General features: G+C 70.4%; 16 protein-coding genes and 1 tRNA gene. 5 read left to right on the top strand and 12 right to left on the bottom strand.

Going from position 1 to position 17,514, the window contains the following annotated elements:
* The first annotated feature begins 32 nt into the window (after positions 1–32).
* A complete protein-coding gene (locus tag QFZ82_RS20390; protein WP_307714532.1) occupies positions 33–710 on the top strand; it encodes a class E sortase in 678 nt (225 codons plus the stop codon).
* A gap of 71 nt (positions 711–781) precedes the next feature.
* Here QFZ82_RS20390 and pknB read toward each other — a convergent pair whose 3' ends face one another.
* The 6 genes from pknB to QFZ82_RS20360 form a co-directional block, all read right to left on the bottom strand.
* Positions 782–2,800, bottom strand: coding sequence for a Stk1 family PASTA domain-containing Ser/Thr kinase (pknB, locus tag QFZ82_RS20385; RefSeq protein ID WP_307714531.1), 2,019 nt, complete (start codon positions 2,798–2,800; stop codon positions 782–784).
* A 167-nt stretch (positions 2,801–2,967) separates the two neighbouring features.
* The gene (locus QFZ82_RS20380; protein ID WP_307714530.1) at positions 2,968–4,428 is read right to left on the bottom strand and encodes a penicillin-binding protein 2; all 1,461 of its coding nucleotides are present in this window, start codon (positions 4,426–4,428) and stop codon (positions 2,968–2,970) included.
* Positions 4,425–5,852 (bottom strand): FtsW/RodA/SpoVE family cell cycle protein, encoded by a 1,428-nt coding sequence (locus QFZ82_RS20375; protein WP_307714529.1) that lies wholly within the window; start codon positions 5,850–5,852, stop codon positions 4,425–4,427. The genes QFZ82_RS20380 and QFZ82_RS20375 overlap by 4 nt, the downstream gene beginning before the upstream one ends.
* Before the next feature lie 26 nt (positions 5,853–5,878).
* Positions 5,879–7,387 (bottom strand): Stp1/IreP family PP2C-type Ser/Thr phosphatase, encoded by a 1,509-nt coding sequence (locus QFZ82_RS20370; protein ID WP_307714528.1) that lies wholly within the window; start codon positions 7,385–7,387, stop codon positions 5,879–5,881.
* Positions 7,388–7,528: 141 nt separating this feature from the next.
* On the bottom strand, positions 7,529–8,044 hold the full coding sequence (locus QFZ82_RS20365; RefSeq protein WP_177149348.1) for an FHA domain-containing protein: 516 nt from the start codon (positions 8,042–8,044) through the stop codon (positions 7,529–7,531).
* 10 nt (positions 8,045–8,054) lie between these two features.
* Positions 8,055–8,918: a DUF3662 and FHA domain-containing protein gene (locus QFZ82_RS20360; RefSeq protein ID WP_307714527.1), complete on the bottom strand. Its 864-nt coding sequence runs from the start codon at positions 8,916–8,918 to the stop codon at positions 8,055–8,057.
* Positions 8,919–9,253: 335 nt separating this feature from the next.
* Between QFZ82_RS20360 and QFZ82_RS20355 the strand changes: the two genes are divergently transcribed.
* The 4 genes from QFZ82_RS20355 (at position 9,254) to QFZ82_RS20340 (ending at position 12,414) form a co-directional block, all read left to right on the top strand.
* Positions 9,254–9,340 (top strand) — tRNA-Leu (locus QFZ82_RS20355).
* Positions 9,341–9,644: 304 nt separating this feature from the next.
* Positions 9,645–11,126: a DUF2252 domain-containing protein gene (locus tag QFZ82_RS20350; protein ID WP_307714526.1), complete on the top strand. Its 1,482-nt coding sequence runs from the start codon at positions 9,645–9,647 to the stop codon at positions 11,124–11,126.
* 33 nt (positions 11,127–11,159) lie between these two features.
* Entirely contained in the window at positions 11,160–12,005 is an 846-nt protein-coding gene (locus QFZ82_RS20345) for a hypothetical protein (protein WP_307714525.1), read from the top strand.
* A gap of 64 nt (positions 12,006–12,069) precedes the next feature.
* Positions 12,070–12,414 (top strand): rhodanese-like domain-containing protein, encoded by a 345-nt coding sequence (locus QFZ82_RS20340; protein ID WP_177149352.1) that lies wholly within the window; start codon positions 12,070–12,072, stop codon positions 12,412–12,414.
* A 142-nt stretch (positions 12,415–12,556) separates the two neighbouring features.
* On the opposite strand, the gene QFZ82_RS20335 is transcribed toward QFZ82_RS20340, so the two are convergent.
* The 6 genes from QFZ82_RS20335 to paaA all read right to left on the bottom strand — a co-directional run bounded on the left by QFZ82_RS20335 (position 12,557) and on the right by paaA (position 17,418).
* Positions 12,557–13,720 (bottom strand): acyl-CoA dehydrogenase family protein, encoded by a 1,164-nt coding sequence (locus QFZ82_RS20335; protein WP_307714524.1) that lies wholly within the window; start codon positions 13,718–13,720, stop codon positions 12,557–12,559.
* 155 nt (positions 13,721–13,875) lie between these two features.
* Complete coding sequence (locus QFZ82_RS20330; RefSeq protein WP_307714523.1) at positions 13,876–14,931, bottom strand: 2Fe-2S iron-sulfur cluster-binding protein; 1,056 nt, start codon at positions 14,929–14,931, stop codon at positions 13,876–13,878.
* Positions 14,932–15,450: a 1,2-phenylacetyl-CoA epoxidase subunit PaaD gene (gene paaD / locus QFZ82_RS20325; protein WP_307714522.1), complete on the bottom strand. Its 519-nt coding sequence runs from the start codon at positions 15,448–15,450 to the stop codon at positions 14,932–14,934.
* Entirely contained in the window at positions 15,444–16,163 is a 720-nt protein-coding gene (paaC, locus tag QFZ82_RS20320; protein WP_307714521.1) for a 1,2-phenylacetyl-CoA epoxidase subunit PaaC, read from the bottom strand. Before paaC ends, paaD begins: the two co-directional genes overlap by 7 nt.
* Entirely contained in the window at positions 16,160–16,450 is a 291-nt protein-coding gene (paaB, locus tag QFZ82_RS20315) for a 1,2-phenylacetyl-CoA epoxidase subunit PaaB (protein WP_177149357.1), read from the bottom strand. Before paaB ends, paaC begins: the two co-directional genes overlap by 4 nt.
* Positions 16,447–17,418, bottom strand: a complete 972-nt coding sequence (paaA, locus tag QFZ82_RS20310) for a 1,2-phenylacetyl-CoA epoxidase subunit PaaA (protein WP_307714520.1) — start codon at positions 17,416–17,418, stop codon at positions 16,447–16,449. The genes paaB and paaA overlap by 4 nt, the downstream gene beginning before the upstream one ends.
* Between the last annotated feature and the right edge of the window lie 96 nt (positions 17,419–17,514).

Raw genomic sequence — 17,514 nt, 5'->3', positions numbered from 1 at the left:
GGCCCAGACACTTCAAGACAGGAACAGGTGCAGTGGCACGTGCACGAAGCCGGATCGCCGGCGCCATCAGTGTCTTCGGGGAGCTGCTGATCACCGCGGGCGTGGTGCTGGGGCTCTTCGTCGCCTACTCGCTGTGGTGGACGAACGTCCTCGCCGACCGGGAGGCCTCCGAACAGAGCGACCGGATGCGCGACGGCTGGGCGAGCAGCGGTCCCGGTGAGCTGGACACCAAGGACGGCATCGGCTTTCTGCACGTACCCGCCATGAAGAACGGCGAGGTGCTGGTGAAGAAGGGCACGGACACCACGGCCCTCAACGACGGGATCGCCGGCTACTACACCGACCCGATCAAGTCCGCGCTCCCATGGGACGACAAGGGCAACTTCACCCTGGCCGCGCACCGGGACGGCCACGGCGCCAAGTTCCACAACATCCACAAGCTGCGCGAGGGCGACCCGATCGTCTTCGAGACGAAGGACACCTGGTACGTCTACAAGGTCTACAAGACGCTCCCGAAGACCTCGAAGTACAACGTGGACGTGCTGCGGCCGGTCCCGGAGGAGTCGGGCAGGAAGAAGCCCGGCCGCTACATCACGCTGACGACCTGCACGCCGGTCTACACGTCGGACTACCGGTACATCGTGTGGGGCGAGCTGGAGCGCACGCAGAAGGTGGACGCGCAGCGGACGCCTCCGGCCGAGCTGCGCTAGAGCCCTTCACGGCACGGGAAAGCCCCGGCACCCCTCAGGGGTGCCGGGGCTTTCCCGTGCCGTGAAGGACCTCAGTCGTCGCCGACGCCGCCGATGAAGCCGCCGCCGTTGTTGCCGCCGTTGTTACCCCCGTTGTTGCCGCCACCGCCGAACGTCGCGAGGACGATCTGCTGGCTCGGGTCGGCGGGGGTGCCGGGCGACGGGTTGGAGCCGGTCACGAGGGCGTTGTCGTCCTGGGGGTTGCCAGGGGCGATCGCGACGTTCGTGAAGCCGGCCTGCGCCAGGATCTGCTTGGCCTCGGCCACTCGCTTGCCCAGGATCTCCGAGGGCACCGGGACCTGCGTCTGCTGCGGGCCCTTGGAGACCTGGAGGGTGACCTTGGAGCCCTTGGCGACCTTGCCGGCCGGCGGGTTCTGGCCGACGACCTGGTTCGCCGGCTGGTCCGAGTCGACGTCGACCCGCACCACCTCGAACTCGAGGATCTCCAGCTGGCTCTTCGCCGTCTCGAACTGCTGGCCCACCACGTCCGGCAGGTCCCGCTTGGCCTGCTTGGCGACCGTCAGCGTGACCTCGGTGCCCTTCTCGACCATGGTCCGGCCCGCCGGGTCCTGCTCGAGGACCGTGCCCGGGTCCTCCTCGGCGGACTCGACCTCCTTGACGTCGACCGTGAAGCCGTCCTCCTCGAGGAGTTCGGTCGCCGAGTCGACGTCCTTGTCGGTGACGTCGGGAACCCTGACCTTGGGCGCGCCCTCCGACACGACCACGTTGATCGTGCCGCCCTCGGGGATCTCGCCGGTTTCCGGGTCCTGGCTGCAGATCCTGCCCTTGGGCTGGTCGCAGCGCTCGGTACCGGACTGCTGGACCTCGACCTTGGCGTTCTCGGCCCGTCGCTCGGCCTCCTTCAGGGTCATGCCCACCAGCTGGGGCACCGGCACGTTGTTGCCGCCGCCGCTGTCGCCGAAGACCGACCGGCCGATGAGCACCGCGCCGATCAGGACCAGGATGCCGGCGATGACCAGCAGGATCGTGGAGGTGTTCGACTTCTTCTGGCGTCGGCGGTCCGGGCGGTCGTCGTACCCGCCGTAGCCGCCGTCGTCGGCGTTCAGCGGCGGGAGCATCGAGGTCTGGCCGGCCGGGTCGGCCTGGCGCAGCGCCGTGGTCGGCTGGTCGTCGGGGCCGTAGCCGCCGCCGTAGCCGACCGCGCCCATCGCGGCCGTCGCCGCGACCGGCTGGCCGTCGAGGCAGGCCTCGATGTCGGCGCGCATCTCGTCGGCGGACTGGTAGCGGTAGTCCGGGTCCTTGACCAGAGCCTTCAACACGATCGCGTCCATCTCGGGCGTGATCTCGGGGTCGAAGTTGCTGGGTGGCTGCGGCTCTTCCCGTACGTGCTGGTACGCCACGGCCACCGGGGAGTCGCCCACGAACGGCGGACGCACGGTCAGGAGCTCGTAGAGGAGGCAGCCGGTGGAGTACAGGTCGGAGCGGGCGTCGACCTGCTCGCCCTTCGCCTGCTCCGGGGAGAGGTACTGCGCGGTGCCGATGACCGCCGCGGTCTGCGTCATGGTCATGCCGGAGTCGCCCATGGCGCGGGCGATGCCGAAGTCCATGACCTTGACCTGGCCGGTGCGCGTCAGCATGACGTTCGCCGGCTTGATGTCGCGGTGGACGATGCCGTTGCGGTGCGAGTACTCCAGCGCCTGGAGGATGCCGATCGTCATCTCCAGCGTGCGCTCGGGCAGCAGCTTGCGGCCCGAGTGGAGCAGCTCACGCAGGGTCGATCCGTCGACGTACTCCATGACGATGTACGGGATCGAGACCCCCGCGCCCCCGCCGGGGCCGTCGTACACCATGTCCTCGCCGGTGTCGTAGACAGCGACGATCGCCGGGTGGTTGAGCGAGGCGGCCGACTGGGCCTCACGGCGGAACCGGGCCTGGAAGGACGGATCGCGGGCCAGGTCGGCCCGCAGCGTCTTCACGGCGACGGTGCGGCCGAGCCGGGTGTCGTGGGCGAGGTAGACCTCGGCCATGCCACCACGGCCGAGCACCGAGCCCAGTTCGTACCGGCCGCCGAGGCGACGCGGCTCTTCCATAACCTTCCAGCCCTCTCCGTCAGTCCCGACCGCACCCGTGTGTGGTCCGCCGGTGTGCTGTTCGCGCATACGCTACCGGGCACGTACTGCTTGATCCGCCCGGTAGCGGCAGCTGATACCCGACCGGTATCGCAATGTGCAGGTATGCGGGTCGGGAGTGATCCTCGTCACTCCTGTTCGTCGAGCACCGCCTTCATCACGGCCTTGGCGATGGGGGCCGCGAGGCCGCCACCCGAGATGTCGTCGCGGCGGGCGTTGCTGTCCTCGACGACGACAGCGACGGCGACGGGGGACCCGTTGTCGTCCTTGGCGTACGAGATGAACCAGGCGTAGGGGTTCTTGCTGTTGTTCTCGCCGTGCTGGGCGGTACCGGTCTTGCCGCCGACCTTGACGCCGCTGATCCGCGCGTTGTTGCCGGTGCCGTTCTCGACGACGTTCTCCATCATCTGCTGGAGAAGCTGGGCGTTCTTCGCGGAGATCGGGCGGCTCATCTCCTCCGGCTCGTTCGCCTGGATGACGTCCAGGGTGGGCGACTCGAGCTTGTCGATCATGTACGGCTTCATCAGCCGGCCGTCGTTGGCGATGGCCGCCGTGACCATGGCCATCTGGAGCGGGGTGGCCGCGGTGTTGAACTGGCCGATGGAGGACTGCGCGTTGCCGTCCCGGCTCATGTTCTTGTCGTAGACGGAGGCGGCGGCGCGGACCGGGGTGTCGATCTCCGGGTTGTTGAAGCCGAACTTCTCCGCCATCTCGACCATCTTGTCGCGGCTCACGTCGTCACCGAGCTTGGCGAAGACCGAGTTGCAGGAGACCCGCATGGCCTCGTTCAGGCTGGCGTTCTCGCAGCCGCCGGCGTGGTTGACCATCTCCGTGCGGGTGCCGGGCAGGATGTACGGCTCCGGGGTCTCGGTCGCGGCGTCGATGTCGTCGACTGCGCCGTACTCGAGGGCCGCGGCGGCGGTGACCACCTTGAACGTGGAGCCGGGCGGGTAGGTCTCGCGGAGCGCGCGGTTGAGCTTCGGCTTGTCCTTGTCCTTCTCCAGGGCGACCCACGCCTTCTCGTCCTTGGCCGAGTAGCCCGCGAAGGAGGAGGGGTCGTAGGACGGCGTGGAGGCGAGGGCGAGGATCTTGCCGGTCCTCGGGTCGATGGCGGCGACGGCGCCCTTCTTGTCACCGAGGCCCTTGAAGGCGGCCTCCTGGGCCTTGCCGTTGAGGGTGGTGACGACGTTGCCGCCCTTCTTCTTGTCACCGGTGAACATCGACATGGTCCGGTCGAAGAAGAGCTGGTCGGAGTTGCCGCTGAGAATGCCGTCCTGGAGCTTCTCGAGCTGGTTGGCGTCGTACGCCTGCGAGGCGTACCCGGTCACCGGCGCCCACATGGGGCCGTTGACGTAGGTCCGCTTGTACGTGAAGTCGGTGTCGTCCGTCTCGACGGAGCCGGTGACGGCCTTGCCGTCGACGATGATGTTGCCGCGCTCGTGGGCGTAGCGCTCGATCTGGACACGGCGGTTGAGCTTGTGCGTGTTGAGCTCGTCGGCCCGGACGTACTGGAGCCAGTTGTCCCGGATGAGCAGGGCGAGGACGAGCAGCCCGCAGAAGATCGCGATCCGGCGCAGGGGCTTGTTCACGGTCGGACCACCTGGGTCATCTCGGCGTCGGGGGACGGGGCGGGCGCGGGCGCGGGACGGCGCGCCGTGTCGCTGATCCGGATCAGGATGCCGATCAGGGCCCAGTTGGCGATCACGGAGGAACCGCCGGCGGCGAGGAACGGCAGGGTCATACCGGTCAGCGGGATGAGGCCCATCACACCGCCGGCGACGACGAACACCTGGAGCGCGAAGGCGCCGGACAGGCCGATCGCGAACAGCTTGCCGAACGGGTCCCGGGCGGCGAGCGCCGTGCGGACACCCCGCTCGATGAGCAGGCCGTACAGCAGGAGGAAGGCCATGGCGCCGGCGAGACCGAGCTCCTCGCCGACGGTGGCGAAGATGAAGTCGGAGTTGGCGGCGAAGCCGATGAGGTCGGAGTCGCCCTGCCCCAGACCGGTGCCGAGGGTTCCGCCGGCGCCGAAGGACATGAGGACCTGCGTCATCTGGTCACAGGCGTAGGCCATGTTGGTGCCTTCGGGTGCGGTCTCCAGGCACCCGAAGGGGTCGAGCCAGGCGGCCACACGGGACTGGACGTGGCTCGCGAACTGCGAGACGACGACCGCACCGCCCGCGGACATCAGCAGACCCATGACGATCCAGCTGGTCCGCTCGGTGGCGACGTACAGCATGATCACGAACATGCCGAAGAACAGCAGCGAGGTACCGAGGTCGTTCTCGAAGACCAGCACGAGCAGGCTCATGGCCCAGATCGTCAGGATCGGTCCGAGGTCGCGGCCGCGCGGCAGGTAGAGCCCCATGAAACGGCGGCTGGCCAGCGCCAGCGCATCCCGTTTCACCATGAGGTAGCCGGAGAAGAAGACCGCGATGACGATCTTCGCGAACTCGCCGGGCTGGATCGAGAAGCCGCCGACGCGGATCCAGATCTTGGCGCCGAAGACGTTCGCGCCGAGGCCGGGAACGAGCGGAAGCAGCAGCAGAACGAGTGCCGCCGCCATCGAGATGTACGTGTAGCGCTGAAGGATGCGGTGGTCCTTCAGCATCAGCAGCACACCGACGAACAGAGCGACACCGAGAGCCGAGTACATCAGCTGGTTGGTGGCCTGCGCGGAGAAGTCGGCACGTGCCTGAAGCCGCGGTGACTGGTCGAGGCGCCAGATCAGCACCAGGCCGAGTCCGTTCAGCAGCGTCGCCAGCGGCAGCAGCAGCGGGTCCGCGTACTTGGCGAACTTGCGCACCACGAGGTGAGCGACGCCTGCGAGCAGACCGAGGCCGAGCCCGTAGCCGAGCATGCCCGTGGGCACCTCGCCGTCGAGAGCGAGCCCGGCGTTGAGGTAGGCGAACACCGGAATCGCGACGGCGAACCCGAGCAGCATCAGCTCGGTGTTCCGTCGGCTCGGTGCGTCGATCGCGCCGATCGTGGTCGTGTTGGTGACAACGCTCATGGTGGAGAAGGCCCCCTACGGCCCTGTTACTGCTTGCCGCAGTTCGAGGCCAGCTTCTGCTCCTCCTCCGAGAGGGTGGGACCCGGAGAGGGAGCGGCTGCGTTCGGCTTGGTCTTGGAGGTCTGCGTGGTGGGCGTGGTGGGCGTCCCGGCGGCGCCGTCGGCCTCGCCCTCGCCCTCACCGGGCGGTGGGGTGCTGGCGCGGTCGGCCGCCTCGCGGCGCTGCTCGTCCTTCTTGCAGGCGGTCGCCTGGCGGGCGAGCTCGTCGACCTTGGCTCTGGCCTTGCCGAGGCTGTCCTCGGTGATCGTCGCCTCCACCTGCTTGCGCTGGTAGGGCGGTAGGTACTTGAGTTCGATCTCGGGGTGGTCCTTCTCCACATCCGAGAGCGAGACCCAGGCGAGGTCCTGGCTGATGCCCCGGTAGAGCGCGACGTGCTCGTCCTTCGAGCCGACGTAGTACTGGGTCTGGGTCCAGCGGTAGCCGCCGTACAGTCCGCCGCCCACGACCGCGAGGGCGAGGGCGACGAAGAACGACCGCTTCAGCCACTTGCGGCCGCCGCGCCCTTTGACGAAGTCGTCGTCGGTGTAGGACCCGAAGGAGCCCTCCGGCGGCATGCCGCCGTACCCGTCGCCGGATCCGGGCGGGCCGAAGCTGCCGCTGGGAGCCTGCGCCGCCGAGGGGCGGCCGAGGCCCGCCGCGCGGCCGGCCGGGGTCTGCATGGCGCCGCCGTCGTTCAGCTGGTGCTGGTTCTCGGCGACCGCGCCGACGACGACCGGGGTGTCGCTCAGATGTCCGGCCAGCGTGTCCCCGGAGTCGGTGTCGAGGACGTCCGCGACGATGCACGTGATGTTGTCGGGACCGCCGCCTCGCAGGGCGAGCTGGATCAGGTCCTGCACGGTCTCCTGCGGGCCCTGGTAGCTGGCGAGCGTCTCCTCCATCGTCTGGTGGGAGACGACGCCGGAGAGGCCGTCGGAGCAGATCAGGTAGCGGTCGCCGGCGCGGACCTCGCGGATGGAGAGGTCGGGCTCGACATGGTCGCCGCTGCCCAGCGCGCGCATCAGCAGGGAGCGCTGCGGGTGGGTGGTGGCTTCCTCCTCGGTGATGCGACCCTCGTCGACGAGCCGCTGCACCCAGGTGTGGTCCTGCGTGATCTGGGTCAGCACGCCGTCGCGCAGCAGGTACGCGCGCGAGTCGCCGACGTGGACGAGGCCGAGGCGCTGACCGGTCCACAGGAGCGCGGTGAGCGTGGTGCCCATGCCCTCGAGCTGGGGGTCCTCCTCGACCATCATCCGGAGCTGGTCGTTCGCGCGCTGCACGGCGCTGCCGAGCGAGGTGAGGATGTCGGAGCCGGGAACGTCGTCGTCGAGCGTGACGAGCGTGGAGATGACCTCGGAGGAGGCGACCTCGCCGGCGGCCTGGCCGCCCATGCCGTCGGCGATGGCGAGCAGGCGCGGGCCGGCGTAACCGGAGTCCTCGTTGCCCTCGCGGATCATGCCCTTGTGCGATCCCGCGGCGAAACGCAGAGAAAGACTCATGCGCACCTCGCCCGTCGGCTCGCCGCTTGACTGTCGCGCCAGCCGGTCTCGAGCCACACTGCCCACCCTCCGGTCGGGAGTCCGTGCCGGTCGCCCGTGGGGACCGCTGCGACTCGCTCGCTCCGCTCGCTCATTGTCGTACTACTTCCGCAGCTCGATGACGGTCTTGCCGATGCGGATCGGCGCGCCCAGCGGAATCGGTGTCGGGGTGGTGAGCCGGGTCCGGTCGAGATAGGTGCCGTTGGTGGACCCGAGATCCTCGACGATCCACTGGCCGTCTCGATCGGGGTAGATCCTGGCATGCCGGCTGGAGGCGTAGTCGTCGTCCAGCACGATGGTGGAGTCGTGCGCGCGGCCCAGAGTGATCGTCTGGCCCTGGAGGGCGACCGTGGTGCCCGTGAGGCTGCCCTCCGAGACGACGAGCTTCGTGGGCGCCCCCCTGCGCTGGCGGCCGCCCGCCTGCTGGCGCTGCTGCTGCTGCGGCGCAGCGGCCTGACGCGCCTGCTGGGGACGGGCGTCCGCCGTGCGGCGCGAGCCGCGCTGCGTGACGCGCGTCCCGAACAGGTCGCTGCGGATGACCTGAACGGCCACGATCACGAACAGCCACAGAACAGCCAGGAAACCTAGCCGCATGACCGTCAGGGTCAGCTCTGACATTGCCCCCGCTTCACCCTTCGGCTTGCCGGTAAACGATGGTGGTGCTGCCCACGACGATCCGCGAGCCGTCGCGGAGCGTAGCGCGGGTGGTGTGCTGCCCGTCCACCACGATGCCGTTGGTGGACCCGAGATCCTGGATCGTCGAGGGCGTTCCGGTCCGGATCTCACAGTGCCGGCGCGATACGCCGGGGTCGTCGATCCGCACATCGGCGTCGGTGCTGCGACCCAGCACCAGCGTCGGGCGGGAGATCTGATGGCGTGTGCCATTGATCTCGATCCAGCGGCGTACCTGTGCGTTCGGCAGGGCGCCCGGGCCGGGCACGCGCTGACCGGCCGCGGGGCCGGGGCGCCGGTCGCCGGGCATGCCGGGCGGCGGCGCGGCAGGCATGGGCGGTGCGCCGGCGATGGGGGTCCCCCCGCCGTAGGCAGGGGGAGGGTAGCCGTAGCCGCCGCGGGGTGCGCCCTGCGGAGCGGCGGGTGCGCCGGCGTTTTGTGACGTACTCGACGCCAGAGTGCGGCTGCGCACGCGGTACAGACCGGTGTCGAGGTCGTCCGCCTTCTCCAGATGGACCTTGATCGGGCCCATGAAGGTGTAGCGCTGCTGCTTGGCGTAGTCGCGGACGAGGCCGGACAGCTCGTCGCCGAGCTGGCCCGAGTACGGGCTCAGCCGCTCGAAGTCGGGCGCGCTGAGCTCGACGATGAAGTCATTGGGGACGACCGTCCGCTCTCGGTTCCAGATCGTCGCGTTGTTGTCGCACTCGCGCTGGAGGGCGCCCGCGATCTCGACAGGCTGGACCTCGGACTTGAACACCTTGGCGAAGGTGCCGTTGACCAGGCCTTCGAGACGCTGCTCGAAACGCTTCAGGACTCCCATGGGGCACCTCCTCCGTCGTTGTCGCCCTGGTACTGCTTACAGATCGTATCCACGCGTCGGGAAATCGGCTGGTTCCCCTTGTCTGCCCCGTCGATGAGTGTCACCTCTCACACGGATCGTAGAGGCGGCCTGAGAACAGTGTCCCGCACCCTGGGTACATCAAGGAGGAGTGGGGGCAGGCCGCTCGTCGTTCCCGCTCCCTCGTCCCGTTCCCTGTTCGTTCCGAGGGGCCCCGAAACAACGGATGTGAATCCACCCTGTGCAGCGTGCTAATCTTCTGCATGTCGCCAGGGGGCAGCGCCGGAACGGTGAAGCGCCCGACGGCAACACCCAATGCGCGGGTGGCGGAATAGGCAGACGCGCTGGATTCAGGTTCCAGTGCCCGCAAGGGCGTGGGGGTTCAACTCCCCCCTCGCGCACCATGGAGACGGGTCTCCACCGGACGAAAGTCCCGGTGGGGGCCCGTTTCTCGTTGTGCCCGTCGTCGGCCCGGCCTCTGCGGGCGGCCGGGTGTGTCGGCGGGGGCGCGGCTCGATGTTTCACGTGGAACATCACGGGCCGAACGCGCCTTGGTGGCGGGACATGACGGGCTCCGTGTCGGTGGCCACATGAGCGGCCGAAGAGCGGCGGACAGGGTTTTCCACAGGGGCAGACGGCTGTTGTGGCCCGGCGGTACGGTCTTGGCAGTTGATGTTGAGGGCGTACGACGCCGGGGGAGGCCGCGGCATGGACGAGACCGAGATGTTGGTGCCGCCGCAGCGGCCGGAGAGCGGCGTGGCGGGCGGAGGGGCCGGTGAGCGCATCCCGGAAGTGCCCGGATTCGCTCCCCGCAGGGTGACAAAGGGCACGGCGGCCGGCGGTTCGCCGAAGGACCTGGGCAAGGCGCTGCGGGCGCGGGTGCCGCGGTCCGGGCACGATTCGCTCGTCCTCACGACCGGGCGGCCCGATGCCACGCGGGCGGTGGAGGAGTCCAGCCGTGGCCGCGTGCCCGAGCTGACCCCGATACGGGTGGGGAGGATGGCGGCCTCGCCGTTCGCCTTCCTGCGGGGCTCGGCCGGACTGATGGCGCACGACCTGGTGGGCACCCCCGTGACCGGGATCGGAGCCCAGATCTGCGGCGACGCGCATGCCGCGAACTTCGGCCTCTACGGGGACGCCCGCGGCCGGCTGGTGATCGACCTCAACGACTTCGACGAGACCGTCGTCGGACCCTGGGAATGGGACGTCAAGCGGCTGGCGGTGTCGCTGGTGCTGGCCGGCCGGGTGGCGGGGGCGGACGAGGACGTCTGCAGGGCGGCTGCCTTCGACGCCGTGGGCGCCTACCGCCGCACCATGAGGCTGCTGGCGAAGCTGCCGGCACTGGACGCGTGGAACGCCATCGCCGACGAGGAGCTCGTCTCGCACACGGACGCGCGGGATCTGCTCGGCACTCTGGAGCGTGTCGCCGAGAAGGCCCGCAACAACACCAGCGCCCGCTTCGCCGCGAGGTCCACGGAGCCGGTGACGGGCGAGGGCGGCGAGGCCGGCCGCCGCTTCGTGGACGCGCCGCCTGTCCTGCGGCGGGTGCCGGACGAAGAGGCGTCGATGGTCGCCGCGTCCCTCGGCCCGTACCTGGCCACGGTCTCCGAGGACCGGCTGCCGCTGCTCGCGCGGTACGCGATCCACGACGTCGCTTTCCGCGTGGTGGGCACCGGAAGCGTCGGCACACGGTCGTACGTGGTGCTGCTGCTCGATCACCGGGGCGACGCGCTGGTGCTGCAGGTGAAGGAGGCGCGGGCCTCGGCGCTGGAGCCGCATCTGCGCGCCGCCGGCTTCCCGGTGCGGCAGGTGGAGCACGAGGGACGGCGCGTGGTGCTCGGTCAGAAGCGGATGCAGGTGGTCAGCGACATCCTGCTCGGCTGGACGACGGTGGACGGGCGGCCGTTCCAGGTGCGGCAGTTCCGGAACCGCAAGGGCAGCGTGGATCCCGCCGCTCTGGCGCCCGACCAGGTCGACGACTACGGACGGATGACCGGCGCGCTGCTGGCGCGGGCGCACGCCCACAGTGCCGATCCGCGGCTCCTGGCCGGCTACTGCGGCAAGAGCGAGGAGTTCGACGAGGCCGTCGCGTGCTTCGCCGTCACCTACGCGGACAGGACCGAGGCGGACCATGCGGATCTGCTGGCCGCGATCAAGAGCGGGCGCATAGCCGCCGAGCTGGGGGTGTGACCGGGCGGCCCGCCGCGCCCGTAGTCTGGACGGGTGACCCAGGAAGCCGCCGGGGGACCGACCACCCGGAACGACGAAGAGCGCGACGCGCACCAGGACGCACAGCCGAGGCCCGAGGCCCGGCTCGCACAGGCGGTGCGTGTGGCCGAGCAGGCGCTGATCGAGTTCGAGATCGCGCTGGAGACGTTCCGGGTGGAAGTGGAGAACTTCTCCCGGCTGCACCACCAGAAGCTCGGACCGATGTACGCGCGGCTGGACGAGCTGGACGCCCGGATCGCCGAGGCCCGGGCGGCACGCAGCGGCGACCCGGAGGACCTGCGCAAGGCGCAGGAGGCCCGGGCCATGGTGATGCCGATGCCCGGCGTCGACGAGCTGTTCCACGGCTGGGTGGACAGCGACGGACTGTCCCCCGAGGCCGCCGCGATGCTCACCGAGCAGCCGGTGCGCGCCCCCAAGCGGGTGCGGCCCAGTGAAGAGGCCCGCAAGCTCTACCGGGAGCTCGCGCGCAAGGCGCATCCGGACCTGGCACAGGACGAGACGGAGCGGGCCCGGCGCGACGAGTTCATCGCCCGGGTGAACGCCGCCTACGGCCTCGGTGACGAGGTCCGGCTGAGGGAGCTGGCCGAGGAGTGGGAGGCCGGTCCGGTGACGCCTGAGCCGCAGCTCAGCGAGAGCGAGGAGCTCTACGCCCGGCTGGAGTGGCTCTCGCAGCGCAAGGAACTGCTCACCACGGTCGCCAAGGAGCTGGAGGAGAGCGCCATCGGCGCGATGCTGCGGATGGCGCCCGACGACCCGGACGCGCTGCTCGACGAGATCGCCGAGCAGTTGCTCGCGCAGGTCGCCGAGCGGGAGAAGGAACTGGCCGGCCTGGTGGAGTAGGTTTTTTTCGAGGCCCGCAGGCGGCCCCCCGCCGCCGTGTACGTACGAGAGAAGGCATTGCCCCATGAACTTCGCCCCGCTGCCCTCCGTGGAAGCCGCGGCTGTACCGGCCGACGGTCTGGTGCTGGACGTCCGTGAGGCCGACGAGTGGGCGGCCGGTCACGTCGAGGGGGCGCTGCACGTCCCGATGAGCGACTTCGTCGCCCGCTTCGGCGAGGTGACCGAGGCGGTGGCGGACGGACGTCGCGCCTATGTGATGTGCCGGGTGGGCGGGCGTTCCGCGCAGGTGACCCAGTACCTGGTGCAGCAGGGCATCGACGCGGTGAACATCGACGGCGGCATGCTCGCCTGGGACGGCGCGGGCCGCCCGATGGTGACCGAGGGCGGGGCCCCGGCCTTCGTGCTGTGATCGCGGCCGGGCGGCGGCGCCCGGTCAGCGGCGGCGCCCGCACCGGTTCCGTATGCGGCGGACGACCGGCTACGGCCGGCAGCTGACGGCCGGGCGGCCGGGCGGTCGGTCGTGGAGGGGACGTGGCCTCCAGTGTGAGCCGCTAGCCGAGCGGATGGGCGGCGAGCAGATCGCCGAGGGTCTCTTCGTGGGCGGCGGCCGGGCCGAGGGAGAGTTCCAGCTGCTTTGCCCAGGCATGGAAGCGGTGGAGCGGATAGTCGGTGTCCGCGCCGAGGCCGCCGTGCAGATGCTGGGCTGTCTGCACCACCCGGCGCACCCCTTCGGACGCCCAGATCTTGGCCACCGACACGTCGGCCGTGACGGGCAGAGCGACGGCGGACGCCGTGCCGGACGCACCAGCCTCCTCCGGCTCGGTCAGGCGCCAGGCGGCCTGCCACAGGGTGGCCTCCATGGCGCGCAGGTCGATGTAGCGGTCGGCCGCCTGGACGGCGACCGCCTGGAACGTCGCCAAGGGGAAGCCGAACTGTTCGCGCTTCGCCGTGTAGCGGCTCGTCATCGTGAGCACCGCTTCGCCGAGGCCCAGCGCCATCGCGCACGTGCCGGTCGCCAGGAGCCCGTGCAGCCGTTCCCACGAGCCGTCCGCGTCGACGACGGCGGAGCCGTCCACCCGGACGGAGTCCAGGGTGACCTCGGCGAACAGCTCGCCGTTGGTGGAGATCTGCTCCGCGAGCGAGAGCCCAGCGGCGTCCTGGGGGACCAGGGCGAACAGGGCACGCCCGTCGTCGGTGTGCGCGGGTACGGCGATCCGGTCCGCGCACTGGGCCCAGGGCACGCCGGTCTGCACCCCGTCGAGCACCCATCCGGACCCATCCGTCCGGCGCGCGGCCACGGCGAGCTCGGCGGGATCGTGGCCGGTGCGGCCGTTCGCCCCGGCCGTCAGGATCAGCTCACCGCGGACGACCCGGGGGAGGATCTCGGCGCGCAGAGCAGGGCTGCCGTGCCGGGCCACCGCCATGGCGACCGCGCTTGTCTCCAGCAGGGGCACCCTGGCCAGCACCTTCCCGGCCTCGCGCAGCACCAGGCACAGGGCGATCGGGTCCAGGCCCGCTCCGCCGTGCTCCGTCGGCAGGACCAGGCCGAGCAGGTCCGCACGCGCGAGACCGGCCCACAAGGCGCGGTCGACGTCATCGGCCACCGCGCCCGGCGTCAGTGCCGGGCTGGGCACCGCCTCAGGCGCCACGTCCGAAAAGACGGCCCGGGCGGCCTCCACGGCCGCTTGCTGCTCCTCGGTGAAGGTGAAGTCCACTGTCCCGTCCTCCCGCACGCACCAGCACAACGGCACCGGTGGAGGCCATATCTGACGGAGCGTCAAGATAGGGCACCGTGCCGGAAATGAACACAGCACGTGCGGGGCGGAATGCGGGCAGGGCGATTTTCGGGGCGGGTCCGGGACGGACCGGGTCAGCGGTCGAAGTCCAACTCCACCTCCGCTGTGGCCGGATGGGACTGGCACGCGAGGACGTAGCCCGCCTCGGTCTCCTCCGGCTCCAGAGCGAAGTTGCGGTCCATGCGGACGTCTCCGGAGACCAGGAAGGCGCGGCAGGTGCCGCAGACGCCGCCCTTGCAGGCGTACGGAGCGTCCGCACGACTGCGCAGCACGGTTTCCAGCAGCGACTCCCCTTCCTGCACCGGCCATGTACCGGACCGGCCGTCGAGTGTCGCTGTCAGGGACGCATGGGCGGGGGCCACCACCGGAGCGGCGACCGGGGCCGAGCCGTCGTCCACGTGGAAGATCTCCTGATGGATGCGCCCGCGGTCCACTCCGAGTCCGAGGAGGGCCTGCTCGGCTCCCCGCACGAGTCCGAAGGGCCCGCACAGGAACCAGCCGTCCACGTCCGCCACCGGCAGCAGCGCCGGCAGGAGGGCCGTCAGCCGCTCCCGGTCCAGCCGGCCGGACGGCAGTCCCGACTGCTGCTCCTCCCGGGACAGCGCGGTGACCAGGTGGAAGCGGTCCGGGAAGCGGTCCTTGAGGTCGGCGACCTCCTCCAGGAACATCGTCGATGCCGCCGTGCGGTCGCTGCGGATCAGACAGAACCGGGCGTCCGGCTCCTCGGCGAGCAGAGTCGCGGCCATGGACAGGACCGGCGTGATGCCGCTGCCGCCGACCACCGCGGCGAAGTGCCCGGGGCGGGGCGGCAGGAGGAACCGGCCCATCGGAGGCATGACCTCGACGACGTCGCCGACGGCCAGCTCCTTGAGGGCGTACGTCGAGAACTCGCCGCCGTCGACCAGGCGGATGCCCACGCGCAGCACGGGGACGCCGCCGGCGGGGACGGCCGCGGAGCAGATCGAGTACGTGCGCCGGATCTCCTCGCCGTCCACGACCCGGCGCACGGCCAGATGCTGTCCCGGGGTGTGGCGGAAGGTCTCGTGCAGCTCGGGCGGCACCTCGAAGGTGACGGCCACCGAGTCGTCGGTGAGCTGCTCGACGGCGCCGACCCGGAGCGGATGGAACATCTACAGCTCCTTGAAGTGGTCGAAAGGTTCGCGGCAGGAGACGCAGCGGCGCAGGGCCTTGCACGCCGTCGAGGAGAACCGGCTGAGCAGCTCGGTCTCGGTCGACCCGCAGTGCGGGCAGCGCACGGCGAGCGTCAGCTGCACCGGTCCCTCAGCACGGTGGGGGCGCGGCGGCGCTATGCCGAACTCGCGCAGCTTGCGCCGCCCTTCCTCGCTGATGTCGTCCGTGGACCAGGCGGGGGAGAGCACCTTGACGACCGAGACGTCCGCCATCCCGTGGTCGTGCAGCACTCGTTCGATGTCCGCGGTCATCGCCTCGACGGCCGGGCAGCCCGTGTACGTCGGGGTCAGCTCGACCTCGACACGGTCCGGGCCGACCAGGTGGACCCCGCGGAGCACTCCCAGCTCCTCCAGAGTCAGCACCGGCAGCTCGGGGTCGGGAACGGACCCGGCCAGTCTGCGCAGCTCCGCCTCCAGCGCCGTGTCACCGGCGGGCGGCTCCTGTGTCCCGGTCACCATGACGCCCCCGGATGACTCCGGCGCAGATGCTGCATCTCGGCGAGCATCCGGCCGAACGGCTCCGTGTGCAGGCCCTGGCGGCCTGCCCCGGCCGACCAGGCGCCCTTGCGCGGCCCGTCCGGCACGGTCAGCGTCGCCTGCCTCAGCACGCCGGTGACGTACTCCAGCCAGGCCGACTCCAGCGCCTCCCACTCGACGTCCAGGCCCTCGACCGGCTGGAACATCTCGCCGGTGAACCGCCACAGCGCCTCGCACGCCGCCTGCATGCGCTCTTGGCTCTCCGGGGTCCCGTCACCCAGTCGCGCGGCCCAGTGCTCGGCGTGGTCGCGGTGGTACGCGACCTCCTTGACCGCCTTCGCCGCGAGTCCGGAGAAGGGGCCGTCACCGGCGGCGAGGGTCTCGTAGAGCATGACCTGGTAGCCGGAGAAGTAGAGCTGGCGGGCGATGGTGTGGGCGAAGTCGCCGTTCGGCTGCTCGACCAACTGGAGATTGCGGAACTCGCGCTCCTCGCGCAGGTACGCGAGCTCGTCCTCGTCACCGACGAGTGAGAGCAGCACCCTGGCCTGGCCCAGCAGGTCGAGGGCGATGTTGGCGAGGGCCACCTCCTCCTCGAGGACGGGAGCGTGGCCGGCCCACTCCCCCAGCCGGTGCGAGAGCACCAGCGCGTCGTCGCCGAGCGCCAGGGCCGCGGTGTGCACGGGCGTGCTGCTCACAGGTGCTTCACTCCTTCGGGGATCTCGTAGAAGGTCGGGTGGCGGTACGGCTTGTCGGCGGCCGGGTCGAAGAACGGGTCCTTCTCGTCCGGCGAGGAGGCGGTGATCGTGGCGGAGGGCACCACCCAGATCGAGACGCCCTCGCTGCGCCGGGTGTAGAGGTCGCGCGCGTTCCTCAGGGCCATGTCGGCGTCCGGGGCGTGCAGGCTGCCCGCGTGCGTGTGGGACAGGCCGCGGCGCGAGCGCACGAAGACCTCCCACAGCGGCCATTCGGTCGAGCTGCTCATGCGGTCGCCTCCCCGGGCTCGGTGTGCGGTGCTGCTGGTCTGTGCTTCTCGGCGTACGCCGTGGCCGCTTCGCGGACCCAGGCGCCCGCCGCGTGCGCCCGGCGGCGCTGGCTGATCCGCTGTTCGTTGCACGGCCCGTTGCCCTTGAGGACTTCCTGGAACTCGGACCAGTCGATCGCCCCGAAGTCGTAGTGGCCCCGCTCCTCGTTCCACCGGAGGTCCGGGTCGGGGAGCGTCAGGCCGAGCGCCTCGGCCTGCGGGACGCAGATGTCGACGAAGCGCTGGCGCAGCTCGTCGTTCGAATGCCGCTTGATCTTCCAGGCCATGGACTGGGCGGAGTGCGCGGAGGCGTCGTCCGGCGGGCCGAACATCATCAGCGAGGGCCACCACCAGCGGTCCACGGCGTCCTGTGCCATCGCGTGCTGCTCCGGCGTGCCCTGGGACAGGGTGAGCAGCAGCTCGTAGCCCTGGCGCTGGTGGAAGGACTCCTCCTTGCAGATCCGGACCATCGCACGGGCGTACGGACCGTAGGAGCAGCGGCAGAGGGGGACCTGGTTGGTGATCGCGGCGCCGTCGACGAGCCAGCCGATGGCGCCGACGTCCGCCCAGGTCAGGGTCGGGTAGTTGAAGATCGACGAGTACTTCTGGCGGCCGGCGTGGAGCTTGTCGAGCAGCTCGTCGCGGCTGGTGCCCAGGGTCTCGGCGGCGCTGTAGAGGTAGAGGCCGTGACCGGCCTCGTCCTGGACCTTGGCCATCAGGATCGCCTTGCGGCGCAGCGAGGGCGCCCGCGTGATCCAGTTGGCCTCCGGCTGCATGCCGATGATCTCCGAGTGCGCGTGCTGGGCCATCTGGCGGACGAGCGAGGCCCGGTACGCGTCCGGCATCCAGTCGCGCGGCTCGATGCGCTCATCGGCGGCCACGGCGGCGTCGAACGCCGCCTCGTACGCCTCCGGTGTCACTGTCGTCATCCGGGCCCCCTACCGACCGATCGTTCGGTTCATCGACTTCAATGGTGGGTCGACGGCCCTTAAGGTGTCAAGCCTGTGGATAACCGAGGCGTACGA

The organism is Streptomyces sp. V4I23 (assembly GCF_030817975.1).
Lineage (GTDB): Bacteria > Actinomycetota > Actinomycetes > Streptomycetales > Streptomycetaceae > Streptomyces.
This window is presented reverse-complemented; position numbering and strand designations above follow the sequence as displayed.